15 protein-coding genes are annotated in these 18,142 nt (G+C 72.9%); 7 read left to right on the top strand and 8 right to left on the bottom strand.

What is annotated here, in order from left to right; translation table 11 throughout:
* Positions 1-11 precede the first annotated feature (11 nt).
* The 7 genes from ABT245_RS41995 to ABT245_RS41965 form a co-directional block, all read right to left on the bottom strand.
* The gene (locus ABT245_RS41995) at positions 12-371 is read right to left on the bottom strand and encodes a DUF742 domain-containing protein (RefSeq protein ID WP_351745249.1); all 360 of its coding nucleotides are present in this window, start codon (positions 369-371) and stop codon (positions 12-14) included.
* 1 nt (position 372) lies between these two features.
* A complete protein-coding gene (locus ABT245_RS41990; protein ID WP_351745246.1) occupies positions 373-804 on the bottom strand; it encodes a roadblock/LC7 domain-containing protein in 432 nt (143 codons plus the stop codon).
* A gap of 1 nt (position 805) precedes the next feature.
* Positions 806-3,178, bottom strand: a complete 2,373-nt coding sequence (locus tag ABT245_RS41985) for a sensor histidine kinase (RefSeq protein ID WP_351745243.1) — start codon at positions 3,176-3,178, stop codon at positions 806-808.
* Between the two features lie 162 nt (positions 3,179-3,340).
* Complete coding sequence (locus ABT245_RS41980) at positions 3,341-4,354, bottom strand: sugar ABC transporter substrate-binding protein (protein ID WP_351745240.1); 1,014 nt, start codon at positions 4,352-4,354, stop codon at positions 3,341-3,343.
* 249 nt (positions 4,355-4,603) lie between these two features.
* Positions 4,604-4,792, bottom strand: coding sequence for a hypothetical protein (locus ABT245_RS41975; RefSeq protein WP_351745237.1), 189 nt, complete (start codon positions 4,790-4,792; stop codon positions 4,604-4,606).
* Between the two features lie 155 nt (positions 4,793-4,947).
* Positions 4,948-5,412, bottom strand: coding sequence for a hypothetical protein (locus ABT245_RS41970; RefSeq protein ID WP_351745234.1), 465 nt, complete (start codon positions 5,410-5,412; stop codon positions 4,948-4,950).
* A 212-nt stretch (positions 5,413-5,624) separates the two neighbouring features.
* Positions 5,625-7,301: a multicopper oxidase family protein gene (locus tag ABT245_RS41965; RefSeq protein WP_351745232.1), complete on the bottom strand. Its 1,677-nt coding sequence runs from the start codon at positions 7,299-7,301 to the stop codon at positions 5,625-5,627.
* Between the two features lie 227 nt (positions 7,302-7,528).
* Between ABT245_RS41965 and ABT245_RS41960 the strand changes: the two genes are divergently transcribed.
* The 4 genes from ABT245_RS41960 to ABT245_RS41945 all read left to right on the top strand — a co-directional run bounded on the left by ABT245_RS41960 (position 7,529) and on the right by ABT245_RS41945 (position 13,014).
* Entirely contained in the window at positions 7,529-7,795 is a 267-nt protein-coding gene (locus ABT245_RS41960) for a hypothetical protein (RefSeq protein ID WP_351745229.1), read from the top strand.
* A 129-nt stretch (positions 7,796-7,924) separates the two neighbouring features.
* A complete protein-coding gene (gene rpmG, locus ABT245_RS41955; protein WP_351745226.1) occupies positions 7,925-8,089 on the top strand; it encodes a 50S ribosomal protein L33 in 165 nt (54 codons plus the stop codon).
* Positions 8,090-8,464: 375 nt separating this feature from the next.
* Positions 8,465-9,460 carry an ion transporter gene (locus tag ABT245_RS41950; RefSeq protein WP_351745224.1) on the top strand — a complete coding sequence of 332 codons (996 nt, stop codon included), beginning with the start codon at positions 8,465-8,467 and terminating at the stop codon, positions 9,458-9,460.
* A 179-nt stretch (positions 9,461-9,639) separates the two neighbouring features.
* Entirely contained in the window at positions 9,640-13,014 is a 3,375-nt protein-coding gene (locus ABT245_RS41945) for a pyruvate carboxylase (RefSeq protein WP_351745282.1), read from the top strand.
* A 712-nt stretch (positions 13,015-13,726) separates the two neighbouring features.
* Here the strand turns inward: ABT245_RS41945 and ABT245_RS41940 are convergent.
* Complete coding sequence (locus tag ABT245_RS41940) at positions 13,727-14,536, bottom strand: SDR family NAD(P)-dependent oxidoreductase (protein ID WP_351745222.1); 810 nt, start codon at positions 14,534-14,536, stop codon at positions 13,727-13,729.
* A gap of 87 nt (positions 14,537-14,623) precedes the next feature.
* Between ABT245_RS41940 and ABT245_RS41935 the strand changes: the two genes are divergently transcribed.
* The 3 genes from ABT245_RS41935 to ABT245_RS41925 all read left to right on the top strand — a co-directional run bounded on the left by ABT245_RS41935 (position 14,624) and on the right by ABT245_RS41925 (position 17,910).
* A complete protein-coding gene (locus tag ABT245_RS41935) occupies positions 14,624-15,475 on the top strand; it encodes a helix-turn-helix transcriptional regulator (RefSeq protein WP_351745219.1) in 852 nt (283 codons plus the stop codon).
* 135 nt (positions 15,476-15,610) lie between these two features.
* Positions 15,611-16,078 (top strand): MarR family winged helix-turn-helix transcriptional regulator, encoded by a 468-nt coding sequence (locus ABT245_RS41930; protein ID WP_351745216.1) that lies wholly within the window; start codon positions 15,611-15,613, stop codon positions 16,076-16,078.
* A 110-nt stretch (positions 16,079-16,188) separates the two neighbouring features.
* The gene (locus ABT245_RS41925; protein ID WP_351745213.1) at positions 16,189-17,910 is read left to right on the top strand and encodes an MFS transporter; all 1,722 of its coding nucleotides are present in this window, start codon (positions 16,189-16,191) and stop codon (positions 17,908-17,910) included.
* Positions 17,911-18,142 lie beyond the last annotated feature (232 nt).

Here is an 18,142-nt window from a genome sequence, read left to right as displayed (position 1 = left end):
CTAGGGCTGCCCTAGAGCCGGCCGAGGCCGTCGCGCATCTTCCGCAGCAGTTCCAGGTCGGGTGTGCTGCCGGAGACGGGGCGGGGCGGGCGGGCGGTGATCCGGCCGTCCTCCAGCAGGTCGCAGAGCAGGATGACGACGACGCTCACCGGAAGGTCGAGGTGGGCGGCGAGTTCCGCGACGGCGACCGGCCGCGCGCACCGTTTGAGGATGCGGCTGTGCTCGGGCTGGAGCCGCCCGGCCCAGGCGGGCTGCGGTTCGACCGCGGTCACGGTGGTGATGAGGGTGAAGTCGGCGCGGCTCGGCCGGGTCCGCCCGCCGGTCAGGGTGAACGGTCGTACCAGGCGGCCCGCCGCGTCGCCTCCGCTCACCTCACTGGCCGCGGTCGGACACGGCGACGACACCCGCGCGCGGTGCCGCGCTCAGATGCTCACCGATCTTCTTCACCAGCATGTTCATCTGGTACGCCACCACGCCGACGTCCGCGCCCTGGCTGGTCAGGACGACCAGATGGGCGCCCGGCCCGGCGGCGGTCAGGATCAGGAAGCTGTTGGCCATCTCGATGAGCGCCTGGCGCACCGGGCCGCCGCGGAAGTCCATGCTGACGCCCTTGCTGAGGCTCATCAGGCCGGACGCGGTCGCCGCGAGGCGCTCCGCGTCGTCGCGCAGGAACCCGGTGGACTTGCTGACGACCAGTCCGTCCTCGGAGAGGACCACGGCGTGGCTGACGTCGGCGACCCGGTCGACGAGACCGGTGAGCAACTGGTCGAGCTGGGTGTGCGTGGCGGGGGTGGGGCGGGTCATGTCAGCGTCCTTCGTGAGCGGTCGGCGGGCGGAGTCGGGCATCGAGGCCCTCGGTCTCGGGCGGTTCCGCGGGCATCTCGGCGTCCTCGTCACGGGCCCGCAGCGTGCCGCGCTGGAACCCGCCGAGCGAGGATGCGGCGCGTTCCGCGGTGAAGTCGTCGTGGCCCGTGTCCCCGGCCTGCGGCGCGTCCTCGCGCAGCTCCAGGACCAGGCTGGTCTGCGGCACCCGGCGCGGCAGCGGCGCGAGAGAGCCGGCGCCCGCGGTCTCCTCCGGGCGGGGGGCCGCGGCGGACCTGGCCGGGCCGGCGGGCCGGGGCCGCTCGGCGACGGCCGTCGCCACGGCGCTCCCCGCGCCGCCGCCCGGGCCCCGCCCCGCCGTCTGCTTCGCGGCGTGCTCCGTGGTGTCCTTGCGCGGATGATCTGGGGCCGCGGGCGCGTCGGGGATGTCGCGGACGACGATCTCGTGCGGCACCAGCACGATCGCCGTGGTCCCGCCGTACGGCGACGGGCGCAGGGTGACGGCGATGCCGTGCCGGGTGGCGAGCCGGGCGACGACGAACATGCCGAGCCGCAGGTCGTCGGCGAGCCCGACCACGTCGAACGGGGGCGCCACCGCCAGCTGGGCGTTGAGCGAGGCGTAGTCCTCCTCGGACATGCCGAGGCCGCGGTCCTCGACCTCGATGGCCAGTCCCTTGGCGACCAGCGCGGCCCGCACCCCGACCGGGCTGGGCGCGGGCGAGTAGACGGTCGCGTTGTCGATGAGTTCGGCGAGCAGATGGATCACGTCCGCGACCGCGGGCGGGGCGAGGCTCACCTCGTCGTCGGCGTGCACCTCGACCCGCTGGTACTCGGCGACCTCGCCGACGGCGCTGCGCAGGATGTCGATCAGCGCGACCGGTTCGCTCCAGCTGCGCCGGGGCTGCTCGCCGCTGATGATGACGAGGTTCTCCTCGTAGCGGCGCAACTGGCTCGCCGTGGAGTCCAGTTCGTACAGGCCCCGGAGGACGTCCGGGTCGGTGTGCTGCCGTTCCAGCGCGTCCAGCTTGCTGAGTTGGAGGTTCACCAGGTTCTGGCTCTGCCGGGCGATGCCGAGGATGACCTTCTGGAACCCGCGCCGGGTGTCGGCGAGTTCGACGGCGGTGTGCACGGCCGTGCGCTGGGCGGCGTTGAACGCCTGTGCCACCTGGCCGAGTTCGTCGCGTCCGTAGTCGAGCGGCGGCGTCGCCAGCTCCACGTCGACCCGCTCGCCCCGCTCCAGCCGGGCGACCACGTCCGGCAGCCGATCCTCGGCCAGGCCGAGCGTGGCCTCCCTGAGCCCGCGCAGCCGCCGGGACAGCGAGCGGGTGATACGCCAGGACATGCCGACGCACAGCAGCAGCGCGACGAGCCCGCCGACGCTCAACGAGGCGGCCGTGACCAGCAGGTCGTGCGCCCGCGCGGCGCTGCGGTCGAGCAGCGCGGACGTCTGATGCCGGATCAGTCCGGCGTAGCGGGTGCTCACTTCGGTCAGCGCGGCGCTCCACTCGGCCCGCGCGTCGGGGAGCGCGACCCGGCCGTCCGCCGCGTCCGCCGTGGACCGCGCGGCGAGGATCCGGTCCTCGACGCGCTCCAGCGCCTTCCACTCGGCGCTCTGCAGGATCTGTTCGGTCTGTATCTTGGCGCTGCCGCGCAGCGCGGGCACCGCCTGGTCCTCGATCAGCCAGCGGCGGGCGTTCACCAGCTGGGTGAACGCGGTCCACTGGTCGTCGGTGAGCTGCCCGGACGACCAGCTGAGGGCGAGCAGCGCGTCCTCCCGGGAGACCTGCTCGGCCGCGTGCTCCAGCGCGACGAGCGGCCCGGCCTGCGAGGTGAGGTCGCCGTCGTCGACCTGGGACAGCTCCTGGAAGGCGTGGATCTGGTCGTCGATGATCGCGGTGTACTGGTCCAGCACCTGTTCGGCGGTGATGTCGGTGGGGTGGTCGACCTGGCCCCGGTAGTACTCCAGGCTGCCGACCGAGGCGACGACCGAGTACACACGGTCCTTGACGCGGGCCGGGGCCCGACGGATCTCCTTCGTCTGCCCGACCAGTTCGGCCACGGCCGCGTCCGTCGTCCTGCGCTGGGCGTCGAGCGCCGCCCGGGAGCCGTGCGGGGCGGCGAGCCACGCGGCGGACAGCCGGCGTTCCCGCTGCAACGCGAGAGTGGCCTCGGTGCCCATGGCCCCGGTCGACCGGCTCAACTGCGTCTGCGTCCGCAGCCGCAGCCCCTCCGAGAACATCTGGGTCGTGGTCACGCCCCAGACGGCGGCGAGGGAGACGCTCGGCACGAGGGCCAGCAGGATCAGGGAGAGCCGTATGGAGCCCAGACGGCGCCGGGCACCTGTCCGTTCAGACATCGTCGTCCTAGAGGCGGTCTTCGGGGGCGGGAGGGGAGGACAGACGGCGGGTGACCGCGTGCCCGATGCGGCAGGAGGGGTGCGCAGGATGCTATCCGCACATGTGACCGCATGTGCCAAGAGTGGTCGAATCGTTGACGTCGGTCCGGACGAACGGCCGGATCAGCGCGTCCCGTTGGCGGCGAACTTCGCCACCGAGGCCACGTTCGTCCTGGTCACGAAGGCGGGGCCGGTGAGCACGGGCGACACCCCGCCGCCGCTGACGTTGCCGTTGGTCCGGTACAACCACAGGGCGTCCACGGCGAGATAGCCCTGGAGGTAGGGCTGCTGGTCCACCGCGAACTGCACATCACCGCTGCGCACGGCCTTGACCAGGTCGTCGTTGAGATCGAAGGTCGCCACCCGGGCCCGGCTGCCGGCCTGCTTGACGGACTTGACCGCGGCGAGCGCGAACTGCGCCCCGTTGGTGACCACTTCGTCGATGTCGGGGTCCAGCCGCAGCTGGGCCGCGACGGCCTCGGTGACCGCGCCCATGTCGGTGCCGTCGACGTAGGCGATGGTGGTCAGGCCGTCGAACGTCTTCTTCACACCCGCGCACCGGGCCTCGACGGCGATGTTGCCGCGCTCGTGGATCACACACAGGGCGTGCTTGGCCTTCAGGTCGTCCAGCTTGTCGCCGACGGCACGGCCCGCCATGCTCTCGTCCTGGCCGAAGTACTCCAGGGCGCCCGCCGACTGCCAGGCGTCGATGCCGGAGTTGAGCGCGACGACGGGAATGTCCGCCGCCTTCGCCTGGTCGAGCGGGCTCTTCATGGCCTCGGGCTTGGCCAGCGTCACGGCGATGCCGTCGACCTTGTCGCGGATCGCGTCGCGGACCAACTCGGCCTGCCCGGCGGGGTCGGGGTCGTTCGCGTAGGTCAGCTCGACGCCGTCCTTGGCCGCGGCCGCCTCGGCTCCCTTGCGCACCAGGTCCCAGAAGGCGTCCCCCCGGTCGCCGTGGCTGATCAGGGCTATCTTCAGCCGGGCGGCGCCCGCCCGGCCGGTGTCGGCCGACGACCGCGTGCCGTCGGTGCCTGAGCAGCCGGCCACCAGCAGACAGCCCGCCGCGGCGGCGGCCATCAGCGCCGTGGTGTGCGCCGGTCTGCCGGGGGAGGGGCGTGGGTGAGACGTGTTCATGGAAGTGCGGTACCTCGCTGTGCGGCCGTGCATGAGCGGAACGGAGGGCGGGCCCGGTGCTCGGGCGCGTCGACCGGTCCGCTCTCCGGGCCGGAGCCAATCGCGGGTGACCGCGGGTAGTCAAGTGTGCCGAGAGCGTCAGGGGGTGTCGGTGCCGCATCGTGATGATGTGTGTGCGGTGGGGCGGCAGGGGCGGGTAAGACAGCCAGGCACTGAGTGCCGGCGGCGGCTGACGGCCCGGCGGCCGCCTCATAGGGGGGCGGCGGTGTCGGGGATGGCCTCGTCGTCGCCGGTGCCCGGCTGGCAGGTCGGGCACAACTCGTGGCGGCCGTCCAAGGTGATGACGGTTCCCCAGCCGAGGCAGTGCTCGCAGTCACGGGCCAGGCTCAGATCCGGGCGGGGAGGCAGAAAGGGGCTGTGGTGGGCTCCGTGTGCCATGCGGTGCGGCTCCTCGAAGTCGCGGTCGCGGGGCCTCCAGTCTGTCCCTTTTTGTCGAATATGTCAGTGACGAGTGTCACTGAGTGCCAGCGGCGAGGACCCGGCTGGTGTGACGCCGCGGCGGCGGGCCCGCCCCGGTGCGGCCCCGGCCCCGGTCAGCTCCACAGGGGCAGCGTCGTCACCCGCTCATAGTCTTCCGGCCGGCTCTCGGCGTAGGTGAGGCTGATCCGTGTGTAGTGGTCGAGCCCCGGGTGCCGCTGCCAGCGCTCGGGGTGTTCGAGGCGGACGGTGACCGGGTAGCCGTGGAACTTGCCCGCGGCGCAGTACGGCTTGCAGTCGTTCACCAGATTGACGCCCTGGGCCGTCGCCGCCTCCCGGCCCCACTGCGTCCAGCGCAGCCCGGTGAGGCGGCTGTTGCCGTCACCGCAGGCGAGGATGAAGTCGCCGGGCCGCACGCTGGAGTGCCAGAAGCAGTCCACGAGGACGGGTGTCGCGCTCTGCCGCGCCTGGTGACCGGCGGGCACCCGCGCCGACGGGGCCGCCGCGCCCGTCGTCGCGGCTCCCGCGAGCAGTACACCCGCCCAGAGCATGATCGCGGTACGCCGCACTGGTCTGCGCATGGTCGCTCCCGCCCGCCTAGCCGCACTCGCGGTCCCGCCGCTTCGGACGCCGCCGCCTCTGTACCGACGCTACGACCGTCCCGGGAGATCCACCACTCGCGCCCCACGACGGGCGGTGAGGGTGGCCGAGCCGGGGCGGCGGACGGTTCGGGCCGTGCGCGGCCGGCGCCGGCCGTCGTCCGGGGACCACGGCGGCCGGCACCGGCCAGGGATCAGGTGCGGTAGCCGAGGATGGTCATCATGCCCGACTCGGAGTGGTACTGGTTGTGGCAGTGCAGCATCCACAGCCCGGGGTTGTCGGCGTCGAAGTCGACGACGAGCTTGCGGTGCGGCAGCACGATCGAGGTGTCCTTGCGGGCGCCCACCCCATTGAGGCCGACGACCGCGAACGTGTGGCCGTGCAGATGCATCGGGTGCCACATGTCGGTGCCGTTGATGAGGGTGAGGCGGACCCGCTCGCCCTGCCGGATGGGATGGCGCTGGGTGAGCGAGTACGGCTTGTGGTCGAACGACCAGTTGTACTGCTTCATGTCACCGGTGAGCCTGATCCGGATCTCGCGGTCGGGTTTGCGATCGGACAGGGCGACGGACTCGTCCGGGTTGATCCGCCGGGCCGGCACCAACTCGCGGTCCAGCTCATCCGGGTAGGCGTCGGCCCGCGGCGCGGAGTCCTTGCCGCTGGTGCGCAGCAGGGCCATGGCGCGGGAGCCCTTGCCCTCGGCGAGCGCGACGAACGGGAAGACGCCGTCCTTCGCGGTGATCAGCACGTCGTAACGTTCCGCCATGCCGAGGATCAGCGCGTCGGTCTCCGTGTGCTCGACGGGGTAGCCGTCGGTGTGGGTGACGATCATCCTGTGCCCGCCGAGGGCGACCCGGAAGGCGGTGTCCGAGCCCGCGTTGATGATGCGTACCCGGATCCGCTCGCCAGGCCGGGCCCGGAACACCGACGGGTTGCCGGGCAGCCGGCCGTTGGCGAGGTAGTGCGGGTAGGCGACATTGCCGCCCACGCTGTGCAGGATGGCGCTGCGCTTGCCGTGCAGCATGCGGGAGGGCCCCTTCGGCTTCGCGGGGGCGGGGGCCGGGTGCGGCGGGGCGGAGGCGCCGTGGCCGCCGGCTTCGGGGCCGTTGCCCATCCCCTTGTCCATGCCCATGCCGTCCATGGACATGGTCTTGCCGTGCCGCAGTTCCGAGAGGACCTCGTCCGGGGTGGAGCCGCCGACGCCGTCGATCCAGTCGTCGAGGACGATCAGCCACTCCTTGTCGTAGTGCAGTGGCTCCCTGGGGTCGTCGACGATGAACGGGGCGTACAGGCCGCGGTCGGGCTGCATGCCGGAGTGCGAGTGCAACAGATAGGTGCCGGGGTGGCTGACGGTGTAGCGGTAGGTGAAGTCGGCGCCGGGCGCGATGGATTCCTGGGTCAGGCTGGGCACGCCGTCCATGTCGCAGCGCATGCGCACGCCGTGCGAGTGGAGCGTGGTCTCGGCGGGCAGGTGGTTGGCGAGATTGAGGCTGAGGACGTCGCCGGCGGTGACGCGGACCAGCGGGCCCGGCACGCTGTCACCGTAGGCCCAGGTGCGAACCTTTCGTCCGTCCAGGTCCACGGTCGTCTCGGCGGCGGTGAACTCGAACCTGCGTACGGGCCCGGAGCCGCGTCTGCGTTCGGCGGCGTGCACCTCGGGACCGGAGGGGTTCACGAATCCCCTGGGTCCCGGGGGCACGAAGCCGTGGTTGGGGCCCCTGGTCGGACCCTTGGCCGGGCCCTTGGCCGTCGCGCCGGCTTCTGGTCGGGACTGCGGGTGCGAGCCGTTTTCGGTGCAGGCCGACAGGAGCCCCGAGCCGACGGCCGCGACCGAGGCGGTGAGCAAGGTACGCCGCGAAGGTTTGTGCATGGATGAATAACACACGTTTAAAGCTGATATGTCCGGTATCTTGGGCGGCGCGTCACGATGTCGCGGGCGGCGCCTCATGATGCCTCGGGCGGGGAGCGGTGACGCGGGGACGGGAAGCTGCGCCAGGACCCGGGCGCGGGCCGCCGGTGTCGGCCGGCGCCGGAGCCACGACCACCGGAACCCGCGTGGCGCTGTCGATGTCAGTGCCGGATGCGACCCTGCATGTCATGGATGAGCGGGAGTTCATGCGCGGCCGGGTGTACGGGGCCGATCATGAGGACGCGGGTCCCCGGCCCGGCCGCAGCTACGCGGAACTGGTCGGGGGACCCCTGGACGGGCTGCTCCTGGACGTCACCGGGCGACCCGAGCGGGCGACGGGGGAGCAGGTGGCGCTGGGGACCGAGCTGGGCCGCTACGGCCCCGGCGGCCGGGCCCTGTACGCGCCCCGGTCGCCGGACGGCCGCCACTACGACTGGCGCGGCGACGCTCCCTGACCGGGCGGCCGGGCTCCGTGCGAGGCCGCCCGCGGTGGGCGGGAATGCGTGCCCCGGGGTACTTGTTGCAGGCTGCATGGCTGTCATGCGCGCCACAAAAGTGCGGATGCGGCCGGAGAGGAGATCCCCATGGCACGCAGCATCACGCGTCCCGTCGTCACGCTGAGGTCGACGGCCGCGACCGGCGTCACCTATGTGACCCGCAAGAACCGACGGAACGACCCCGACCGGCTCGTACTGCGCAAGTACGACCCCGTGGCGGGACGGCACGTCGCCTTCCGCGAGGAACGCTGACCCCGCCGAGAGCGCCCCGGGCGGACGGTCGGCGGCCCACGGCCCGCCGGCGCTCCCGTCGTGCGGTCCGCGTCGCCGGCCGGGCCCCCCGCGGACCCGGCCGGCGGCCGAGGCGGCGCCTGCGTGCGAGGTCGGGCGCCCTCGGCCGGCGTTGTGGACGCCGCGCCCGAGTGCGCCGCGCTCCTGGCGTCGGCCGCCTCGCCCCCGGCCCCGTGCCCCGTACTGCGACCCGCGGGCCCGAGCTGCCCGCACCCGTTCCCCGCCGCTTTCTACAGTGCTGTAGAAATCTCTCCTGGAAGGTGATCACTCGACAGCCGTGCCGCCGGGCCCGGCCGGCCGGGTGAGCGCGGCGTGTGAAGGAACGGAAGCAGCACCATGTCGGACGAGTCGGACCAGCACCAGCACGCGGCCGAGCCGATGCCGTTATCCGCCCGGCGTGATCTGGCCCGGCGCTGCCGGGCCGTCACGGAGGCCCGCTGGTTCGCCCTCACCGTCTTCACGGTGATCCTGGCGAACGCGGCACTGCTGGGCGTGGAGACCTACACCGGCCTCGTCGCCGACTGGCAGCACTGGCTGAGGCTCGCCGAACACGCCTGCCTCGCCGTCTTCACCATCGAGATCCTGCTGCGCCTCGCGGCCCACGCGGACCGGCCACGGGAGTTCTGGAAGGACCCGTGGAACCTCTTCGACCTGGCCGTCGTGCTGTGCGCCTTCCTGCCCGTCGTCCGCGAGAACACCACCGTGCTGCGGCTGCTGCGGCTGGCCCGGGTGCTGCGCACCGCCCGGTTCCTGCCGCAACTGCGCATCGTGCTGGTCGCCGTGGCCCGCAGCCTGCCCGGCACACTGAGCTTCCTCCTCGTCGGCGCGCTGCTGCTGTACGTGTACGCCATGGTCGGCTGGGTCTTCTTCGGCAGGTCGAACCCCGAGCACTACGGATCCGTCGGCCGGGCGGTCCTCACCCTCTTCCTCCTGATGACGCTGGACGGCATCGGGGACGCGGTCCGGGCCGGCCTCGAGGTGTCCCGCTGGAGCCTGCTCTACTACGCCTCCTACGTCCTGCTGGCCTCCTTCGTCCTGGTCAACGTGCTGATCGGAGTGGTGCTGACCTCGCTCGAAGAGGCCCGCGAGCTGGAACGGGACGAGCCGCCCGCCCGGCGCCCCGCCCCCGTCGCACCCGAGGAGGGGCGGCACCTCGCGGAACGCATCGCCACCGCACGCCGCGCGCTCGACGACCTCGAACGCGACCTCCGACGCGACAGCGAACGCGACAGCGAACGGGACAGCGAACGGGAGACCGAGCACGGGCGTGCCCGGACCCCGCTCGCCGCGGCCGGAGAGCCGGCCCTCCCGGCACCGGGCAGCGGCCCCTGACACCCGGCCAGGCCCCGGGGCGCGAGAGGACTTCGGGCAACCCCCGGGCGGACCCGGATGTCAATGTGATGTTCGTCCCCTTCAGCCGTCGTCCGCCCGCACCTAACGTTGCCGCGTGGCAGGGCAGGGGAGTCGCCGACACGATGGTGTTCGTCGCCGGCAGGCCGAAGGGGTCGATGATGTTCCGCAAGGTGCTGGTCGCCAACCGTGGTGAGATCGCGATTCGCGCATTCCGCGCCGGCTATGAGCTGGGCGCGCGCACGGTCGCCGTGTTCCCGCACGAGGACCGCAATTCACTGCACCGGCTCAAGGCCGACGAGGCCTACGAGATCGGCGTACCCGGGCATCCGGTACGGGCCTACCTGTCGGTCGAGGAGATCCTGGGCGCGGCACGCCGCGCCGGCGCCGACGCGGTGTACCCCGGCTACGGGTTCCTGTCCGAGAACCCGGAACTCGCCCGTGCCTGCGAACAGGCGGGCATCACCTTCGTCGGACCCAGCGCCCACACGCTCGAACTGACCGGGAACAAGGCGCGTGCCGTGGCCGCCGCCCGCGCCGCGGGCGTGCCCGTGCTGGGCTCCTCGGCGCCCTCCACCGACGTGGACGAACTGGTCCGGGCCGCCGACGACATCGGCTTCCCGGTGTTCGTGAAGGCGGTGGCGGGCGGCGGCGGCCGCGGGATGCGCCGGGTCGCCGAACCCGCCCAGCTGCGCGAGGCCATCGAGGCGGCGTCCCGCGAGGCGGCCTCCGCGTTCGGCGACCCCACCGTCTTCCTGGAGAAGGCGGTCGTCGACCCGCGCCATATCGAGGTGCAGATCCTCGCCGACGGCGACGGCGATGTCATACACCTCTTCGAGCGGGACTGCTCCGTGCAGCGCCGCCACCAGAAGGTCATCGAACTCGCGCCCGCGCCGAACCTGGACCCCGCGCTGCGCGAGCGGATCTGCGCCGACGCCGTACGCTTCGCCCGCGAGATCGGCTACCGCAACGCCGGCACCGTCGAGTTCCTGCTCGACCGCGCCGGCCGGCACGTCTTCATCGAGATGAACCCGCGCATCCAGGTGGAGCACACGGTGACCGAGGAGGTCACCGACGTCGACCTCGTGCAGGCCCAGTTGCGGATCGCCGCCGGGCACACCCTCGCCGACCTGGGCCTGACCCAGGAGTCCATCACGCTGCGCGGCGCCGCGCTGCAGTGCCGCATCACCACCGAGGACCCGGCCAACGGCTTCCGCCCGGACACCGGCCGGATCAGCGCGTACCGCTCCCCGGGCGGCTCGGGCATCCGCCTCGACGGCGGCACCACCCACGCCGGTACCGAGATCAGCGCGCACTTCGACTCGATGCTGGTCAAACTCACCTGCCGGGGCCGGGACCTGAAGGCCGCGATCGTCCGCGCCCGGCGCGCCGTCGCGGAGTTCCGCATCCGCGGCGTGGCCACCAACATCCCCTTCCTGCAAGCCGTCCTCGACGACCCGGACTTCCAGGCCGGACGGGTGACGACCTCGTTCATCGAGGAGCGCCCCCACCTGCTGACCGCGCGCTCCTCCGCCGACCGCGGCACCAAACTGCTCACCTATCTCGCCGACGTCACCGTGAACAAGCCGCACGGCGAACGGCCCGACCTGATCGACCCGGTCACCAAGCTGCCCTCGCTGCCCGCGGGCGAGCCGCCCGCCGGGTCCCGGCAGCGACTCGTCTCGCTCGGCCCCGAGGGTTTCGCCCGCGAACTGCGCGAGTCACCGACGCTCGCCGTCACCGACACCACCTTCCGCGACGCCCACCAGTCGCTGCTCGCCACCCGGGTGCGCACCAAGGACCTGCTCACGGTCGCCCCCGTAGTCGCCCGCACCCTGCCCGGGCTGCTGTCCCTGGAGTGCTGGGGCGGCGCCACCTACGACGTCGCCCTGCGCTTCCTCGCCGAGGATCCCTGGGAGCGGCTGGCCGCCCTGCGCGAGGCCGTGCCCAACATCTGTCTGCAGATGCTGCTGCGCGGCCGCAACACCGTCGGCTACACGCCGTACCCGACCGAGGTCACCGACGCCTTCGTGCAGGAGGCCGCCGCCACTGGCATCGACATCTTCCGGATCTTCGACGCGCTCAACGACGTCGGCCAGATGCGCCCGGCCATCGACGCCGTACGCGAGACCGGCACCGCGGTCGCCGAGGTCGCCCTGTGCTACACAGCCGATCTGAGCGACCCGTCCGAACGCCTCTACACCCTCGACTACTATCTGCGTCTGGCCGAGCAGATCGTCGCCGCGGGCGCCCATGTCCTCGCGGTCAAGGACATGGCGGGACTGCTGCGCGCCCCCGCCGCGGCCACGCTCGTCACGGCGCTGCGCCGCGAGTTCGACCTGCCGGTCCATCTGCACACCCATGACACGGCGGGCGGTCAGCTCGCCACCTACCTCGCCGCGGTCCAGGCGGGCGCGGACGCGGTGGACGGCGCGGTGGCGTCGATGGCGGGCACCACCTCACAGCCGTCGCTGTCGGCGATCGTCGCCGCCACCGACCACTCGGCGCGGCCCACCGGCCTCGACCTCCAGGCCGTCGGGGACCTGGAGCCGTACTGGGAGAGCGTCCGCCGGATCTACGCGCCCTTCGAGGCGGGCCTCGCCTCGCCGACCGGGCGGGTCTACCACCACGAGATCCCCGGCGGACAGCTGTCCAACCTGCGCACCCAGGCCGTCGCGCTCGGACTCGGCGACCGGTTCGAGGACATCGAGGGCATGTACGCCGCCGCCGACCGGATCCTGGGCCGGCTGGTCAAGGTCACCCCGTCCTCCAAGGTCGTCGGGGACCTCGCCCTGCACCTGGTCGGCGCCGACGTACGCCCGGAGGACTTCGAGTCCGCACCGGACCGGTACGACATCCCCGACTCCGTCATCGGCTTCCTGCGCGGCGAGTTGGGCACCCCGCCCGGTGGCTGGCCGGAGCCGTTCCGCACCAAGGCGCTGCGGGGCCGGGCCGAGGCCAAGCCCGTGCCTGCGCTGACCGCCGACGACCGCGAGGGCCTGGAGAAGTCCCGGCGCGCGACGCTGAACCGGCTGCTGTTCGCCGGCCCGACACGGGAGTTCGAGACCCACCGGCAGACCTTCGGCGACACCAGCGTGCTGGACAGCAAGGACTTCTTCTACGGGCTGCGCCCCGGGGCGGAGTACGCCGTCGACCTGGAGCCCGGGGTGCGGCTGCTGATCGAGTTGCAGGCCGTCGGGAACGCCGACGAGCGGGGCATGCGCACGGTGATGGCCACGTTGAACGGCCAGCTCAGGCCGATCCAGGTGCGCGACCGGTCGGCGGCCTCGGACGTGCCGGCCACGCAGAAGGCCGACCGCGGCAACCCCGGTCATGTGGCGGCGCCGTTCGCGGGCGTGGTGACGCTCGCGGTCGCCGAGGGCGACGAGGTGGCGGCCGGGGCGACGGTGGCCACCATCGAGGCGATGAAGATGGAGGCCGCGATCACCGCCCCGCGGGCGGGCCGGGTGTCCCGCCTGGCCATCAACCCCGTCCAACAGGTGGAGGGCGGCGACCTCCTGGCCGAACTGACGTAACCCCCCCCACCCGAGCCGACATCCCGCAAGCCGCTCCAGGTCTGTGCGGGCCGGTGACCCGTGAAGCGCTCTCGGTCCGTGCGAGCCGACGCCCCGCAAGGCGCCCACGTCCCGCGCGGTCCGGCGCTTCGCAAGTTCGCTCTCGGTCCGTGCGGGCCTGGTGGCTTGTGGGGCGCTCTCGGTCTGTGCGGCGTTCTCGGGTCGGGTGGGCTGGTGGCCTGTGCGGTGTTTTCGGGTGGGGTGGGCTGCCACGCCTGCTTGCCCATGGCGTCGGCCGCGCCCGAGACGAACAGGGCGGCGCCCCCGTTGACGGAGACGGCGCGCGGCAGCCCGCGCGGGGCGGTGCGGCCAGTCGTGCCGGGGCGCCCGGGCGGGCGGGCGCCGTGACGGCCGCCCGGGATGGGAACGGCGGGGCACCCATGAGCCCCGCGGATGCGCACCGCCCCGCGCCCGCGGCCCGGACCCCGGCCAAGCGGGGCGCACCGCACGTTCCCGACCGCTGGTCCATGCGCCGGTTCCCGCCCGTGCGGGTTCCTCCTGGGCAGGCGCCCTGCGGATGTCCTCCCGATCAGGTGCCTCGGCTTGCCCGGCCGCAGGCGCCTTTCCCGGCCCGCCTGCCGTACCACGTCGCCGTCGCCGCCGAGGACGGCCGCTGCGAAGGCATTCGAAGCCGTGACCGGTCGTCGGTGGTCTGGCCCGTGCGTCGGGACGGTCACGCGCGCATGCCGCCGTCCACGCGCAGGACCGTTCCGGTGACGTAGGACGCGCGGTCGCTCAGCAGCCAGGCCGCCGCCTCGGCGATCTCCGCAGGGTCGGCGGACCGGCCCAGCGGGGTCTGGGCGTTGAGACGGTCGATGACGCCCGGGTCGGCCTCGTTCCAGTGCTCCAGCATGTCGGTGCGGGTGGTGCCCGGCGCGATGGCGTTGACCCGGATGTTCTCCGGGCCGTAGGTCACGGCGGCCGACGCGGTGACGCTGTTCAGGGCCCGCTTCATCGCACCGTAGGCGGGCAGCCACGGGTTGCCCATCAGGCTGCCCACGCTGGAGGTGCTGACGATCGCGCCCCGCCCGGCGGTGCCGCGCATCGCCGCGACCTCGGCGGCCACGGCGACCCAGGGACCCTTGAGGTTCACCGCGTACAGATGGTCGAGGTCGGCCTCGGGCAACCGGTCTAGCGGGTTCGGCGGCACGGCCGCCGCCCCGTTGTTGAAGGCGATGTCGAGGCGGCCGTACACCTTCACCGTCCGGTCCACGGCGGCCCGGACGGACGCCGGGTCGGACAGGTCGCACACGATGTGGTCCACGCTCGCGCCGGTCGCCCTGATCTCCTCGGCCACGGCCTTGAGCCGGGCCTCGGTGGGGGACGCCAGCAGCAGCCGGGCGCCCTCCCGGGCGAACAGCCGGGCCGCGGCGGCGCCGATGCCCCGGCCGGCCCCGATGATCAGACCGGTCTTGCCGGCCAGCAGGCCCGCGGCCGGGGCCGAGGTCGCCGGGACGGGTGCGGAGTTCGCTGTTTCGTTCATGCCGTCGAGACTGCGCCGGGCGGCCGGGCCCAGCCAGGCATCGGCAGTACCTGGCTGGGCCCCGGCGGCCCGGCGGACACTGGAGGCGTGGACAGACGTGAACTGGCATCCTTCCTGCGCAGCCGGCGCGAGCGGATCACCCCCGCCGACGTGGGCCTGCCCGCCGGTGTACGGCGGCGCACGCCCGGACTGCGCCGTGAGGAGGTGGCGCAGCTGGCGTTCATCTCGACCGAGTACTACACGCGCCTGGAACAGGCACGGGCCCCGCGCCCCTCGCACGAGGTGCTGACCGGCATCGCCCGCGCGCTGCGTCTGTCGGACGCCGAGCGCGCCCATCTGCACCACCTCGCGGGCGCGCCGCCGCTGCCGCCGCCCGGTCCGCCCCGGGTGGTGCGCCAGAGCATCGTCGACCTGCTGCAGCGGCTGCCACAGGCCGCGGCGTTCGTGCTCTCCGCGATCTACGAGGTGATCGCCTGGAACGACCTGGCCGCCACGCTGATGGAGGACTTCTCCGCCCTGCCCCGCCGCGACCGCAACCTGATCCGCCGGGTCTTCCTCGGCCCCGGCAGGAGCGGGCGGCGGCTGTACGGCGCCTCGGGCACCGACGAGTTCGCCCGCACCTCCGCCCACCATCTGCGGGCCGCCGCCGCCCGCTATCCGGACGACCCGGAGGTGACCGGCCTGGTGGCCGAACTCCTCGCCGGCAGCGAGGAGTTCGCCCGTCTGTGGGACTCCCACGACGTGACCGCGCAGCCCACCCTGTGCAAGAAGCTCCAGCACCCCCTGGTGGGCACGGTGACCGTCCAGTGCGACGTCCTGGACATCACCGACCTCGACCAGCGCGTCGTCATCTACACCGCCGCGCCCGGCTCGCGGGACGAGGAGGCGCTGCGGTTGCTGTCGGTGATCGGCACCCAGCGCATGGACGTACCGGGCTGAACCGTCCGACCGGCCACGGCTGACCGCCGGTCGATCACTGAACTCCCCGAACTTGCTGAACTCCCGGACGTCCGACTCCGGATGACCCGCCCCGGGCATCTTGTTTCACATTACATCTAAGTGCATAATGCGGTTATGCATAAGCGGGTTATGGATCCGGCGGCCCCCGGTGTCTCACCGGAGGACCTGATCATCGCCGTCGAGCAGTTGGTCCGCCACGTGCGCCGCAGTGCCACCGCCGGCGGCCTGAGCACGGCGGCCTCCTCGGCGCTGGCCCGGCTCGGCCGCGAGGGCCCCCAGCGGCTGACCGAACTGGCCCGCGCCGAAGGCGTCTCCCAGCCGAACATGACCCAGCTGATCACCCGGCTGGAGCGGGGCGGCCTGGCGCGCCGCACCGCCGACCACAGCGACGGCCGGGGCGTCCTGGTGGCGGCCACTCCCACCGGCCTCGACGTCTTCCGGCAGCGACGCGCGGAGCGCGCCGAGGCGCTCCAGGGCCTCGTCGCGCGGCTGACCGAGGGCGAACGGGACGCGGTGAACATCGCGCTGCCCGCCCTCGCCCGGGCCATCCGGGACGACCACGAGCGCCCGGCCCCCTCCTGAGCCCGTCTTCTTCCCCGTCTCCCGCTTCCCCGCTTCCCTGCTTCCCCGTCTCCCGCTTTCCCGTCCCGCTTTTTCCCTGTCCCCGTCAACGCTCCGGAAGAGAAGCACACATGAGTGCATCCCCTGGAAAGGCCGCCAGTCCCTTCAAGCAGCCCAAAGCCGTCTGGGCCGTCGCGTTCGCCTGCGTGATCTCGTTCATGGGCATCGGCCTGGTGGACCCGATCCTGCCGGCCCTGGCCGAGAGCCTGCACGCCTCACCCAGCCAGGTCTCCCTGCTGTTCAGCAGCTATCTCATCGTGACCGCGGTGGCCATGCTCGTCGTCGGCTGGTTCTCCAGCCGCTTCGGCGCCAAGCGCACCCTCGTCATCGGCCTGGCGGTCATCGTCGTCTTCGCCGCGCTGGCCGGCTCCTCCGGCTCCATCAACGGCATCGTCGGCTTCCGGGCCGGCTGGGGTCTGGGCAACGCCCTGTTCATCGCCACCTCGCTCGCGGTGATCGTCGCCTCGGCCAGCGGCGGGTTCGGCGGCGCGATCATCCTGTACGAGACCGCCCTCGGCCTCGGCATCGCCGTCGGCCCGCTGCTCGGCGGGGAACTGGGCGCGATCAGCTGGCGCGGACCGTTCTTCGGCGTCGCGGTGCTGATGGCCATCGCCCTCGTCGCCACCCTCGCCTTCGTGCCCACCCTGCCCCGGCCGGCCCGGCGCAGCTCGCCGCTCGACCCGCTCAAGGCGCTGCGCCACCGCGGCCTGCTGACGATGGGCATCATGGCGCTGCTGTACAACTGGGGTTTCTTCACCATGCTGGGGTACGCGCCGTACCCGATGGAGCTGAGCGCCCATCAGCTCGGACTGGTCTTCACCGGCTGGGGTCTGCTGGTGGCCGCCTTCAGCGTCTTCTTCGCTCCCCGTCTGCAGGCCCGCTACGGCACCGCCCCCGTGCTCTACGCCAATCTGCTCGGCCTCGGCATCGTGCTGGCCGTGATCGCCGCGGGCGTCGAGACCCCCACCGTCGTGATCGTCGCGGTCATCCTCAGCGGCGCCTTCATCGGCATCAACAACACCCTCACCACCCAGGCCGTCATGCTGGTCTCCCCGGTGGAGCGCCCGGTCGCCTCCTCCGCCTACGGCTTCCTGCGCTTCATCGGTGGCGGCCTCGCCCCCTACGTGGCGGGCAAGCTCGCCGACGCCACCGACCTCAGCGTCCCCTTCTACCTCGGCGCCGCCACCTTCGTACTCGCCATCCCGGTGCTGGCCAGCGGGCACCGCCTGCTGCGCGCCGCCGAGATGGACACCGGCGAGGACGCACCGGTGACCCCGCTCCTCACGCCCGTCGGCACCGCACCGCGCCGCGGCACCCGGCCGGTCATCGTCGCCGTCGGCGCCCACGAGGGGGCCGCCGCCACCGTCGACACCGCGGCCCGGTTCGCCCAGGACACCGGCAGCCCGCTGGAGATCGTCCATGTGCAGCAGACCGCCGTCGTGGACGAACAGGCCGTCGACACCGAGACCGCCGACCAGGCCCGCGCCGCCGTCACCGCCCACTTCGACCGCCTCGCCGCACTGGACATCTCCGTGACGGGGCAGATCCTCAGCAGCGTCGGCGACCATGCCGCGGCGGGAGGCGTCCTCGCCCGGCACGCCGCCGAGGTGGGCGCCCGCGCCATAGCGGTCGGCCGTTCACCGCGCGGCCCCCTCGCCCAGTTCGCCGACGGCAGCCTGACGACCGCGCTCACCCACGCCGCCGACTGCACGGTCGTCCTCGTCGAACCCGAACACACCCCACGGCCGCTGACCTCGGCCACCCTCTCGGCACTGCGCGCACAGGCCCGCTGAACGGCTGCTCAAGCCGTGGGGCCCGACCCGGCGCGGGCGCCGGCTCCGCGAGGCCGCGCGTTCTGTTCCTGCACTGGAACCGCGGGCGTCCATGAGCGGTGGCCGTCCTGGAAGGCAGGTGTCGCGGGCGCGCCGGTGGAAGACGTACACACCCGGCTCGCCGCACACGGTGGTGGCCGGGCCCGCCGGGGCGGGGACCACCCGGGGGGGGGCCGCGGCGGGGCCCGCGGCG

The sequence above is a fragment of the Streptomyces sp. NPDC001508 genome (assembly GCF_040298665.1).
GTDB lineage: Bacteria > Actinomycetota > Actinomycetes > Streptomycetales > Streptomycetaceae > Streptomyces.
Note: the sequence above shows the minus strand (reverse complement) of the source record. Positions and strands in the feature narration are given on the sequence as shown.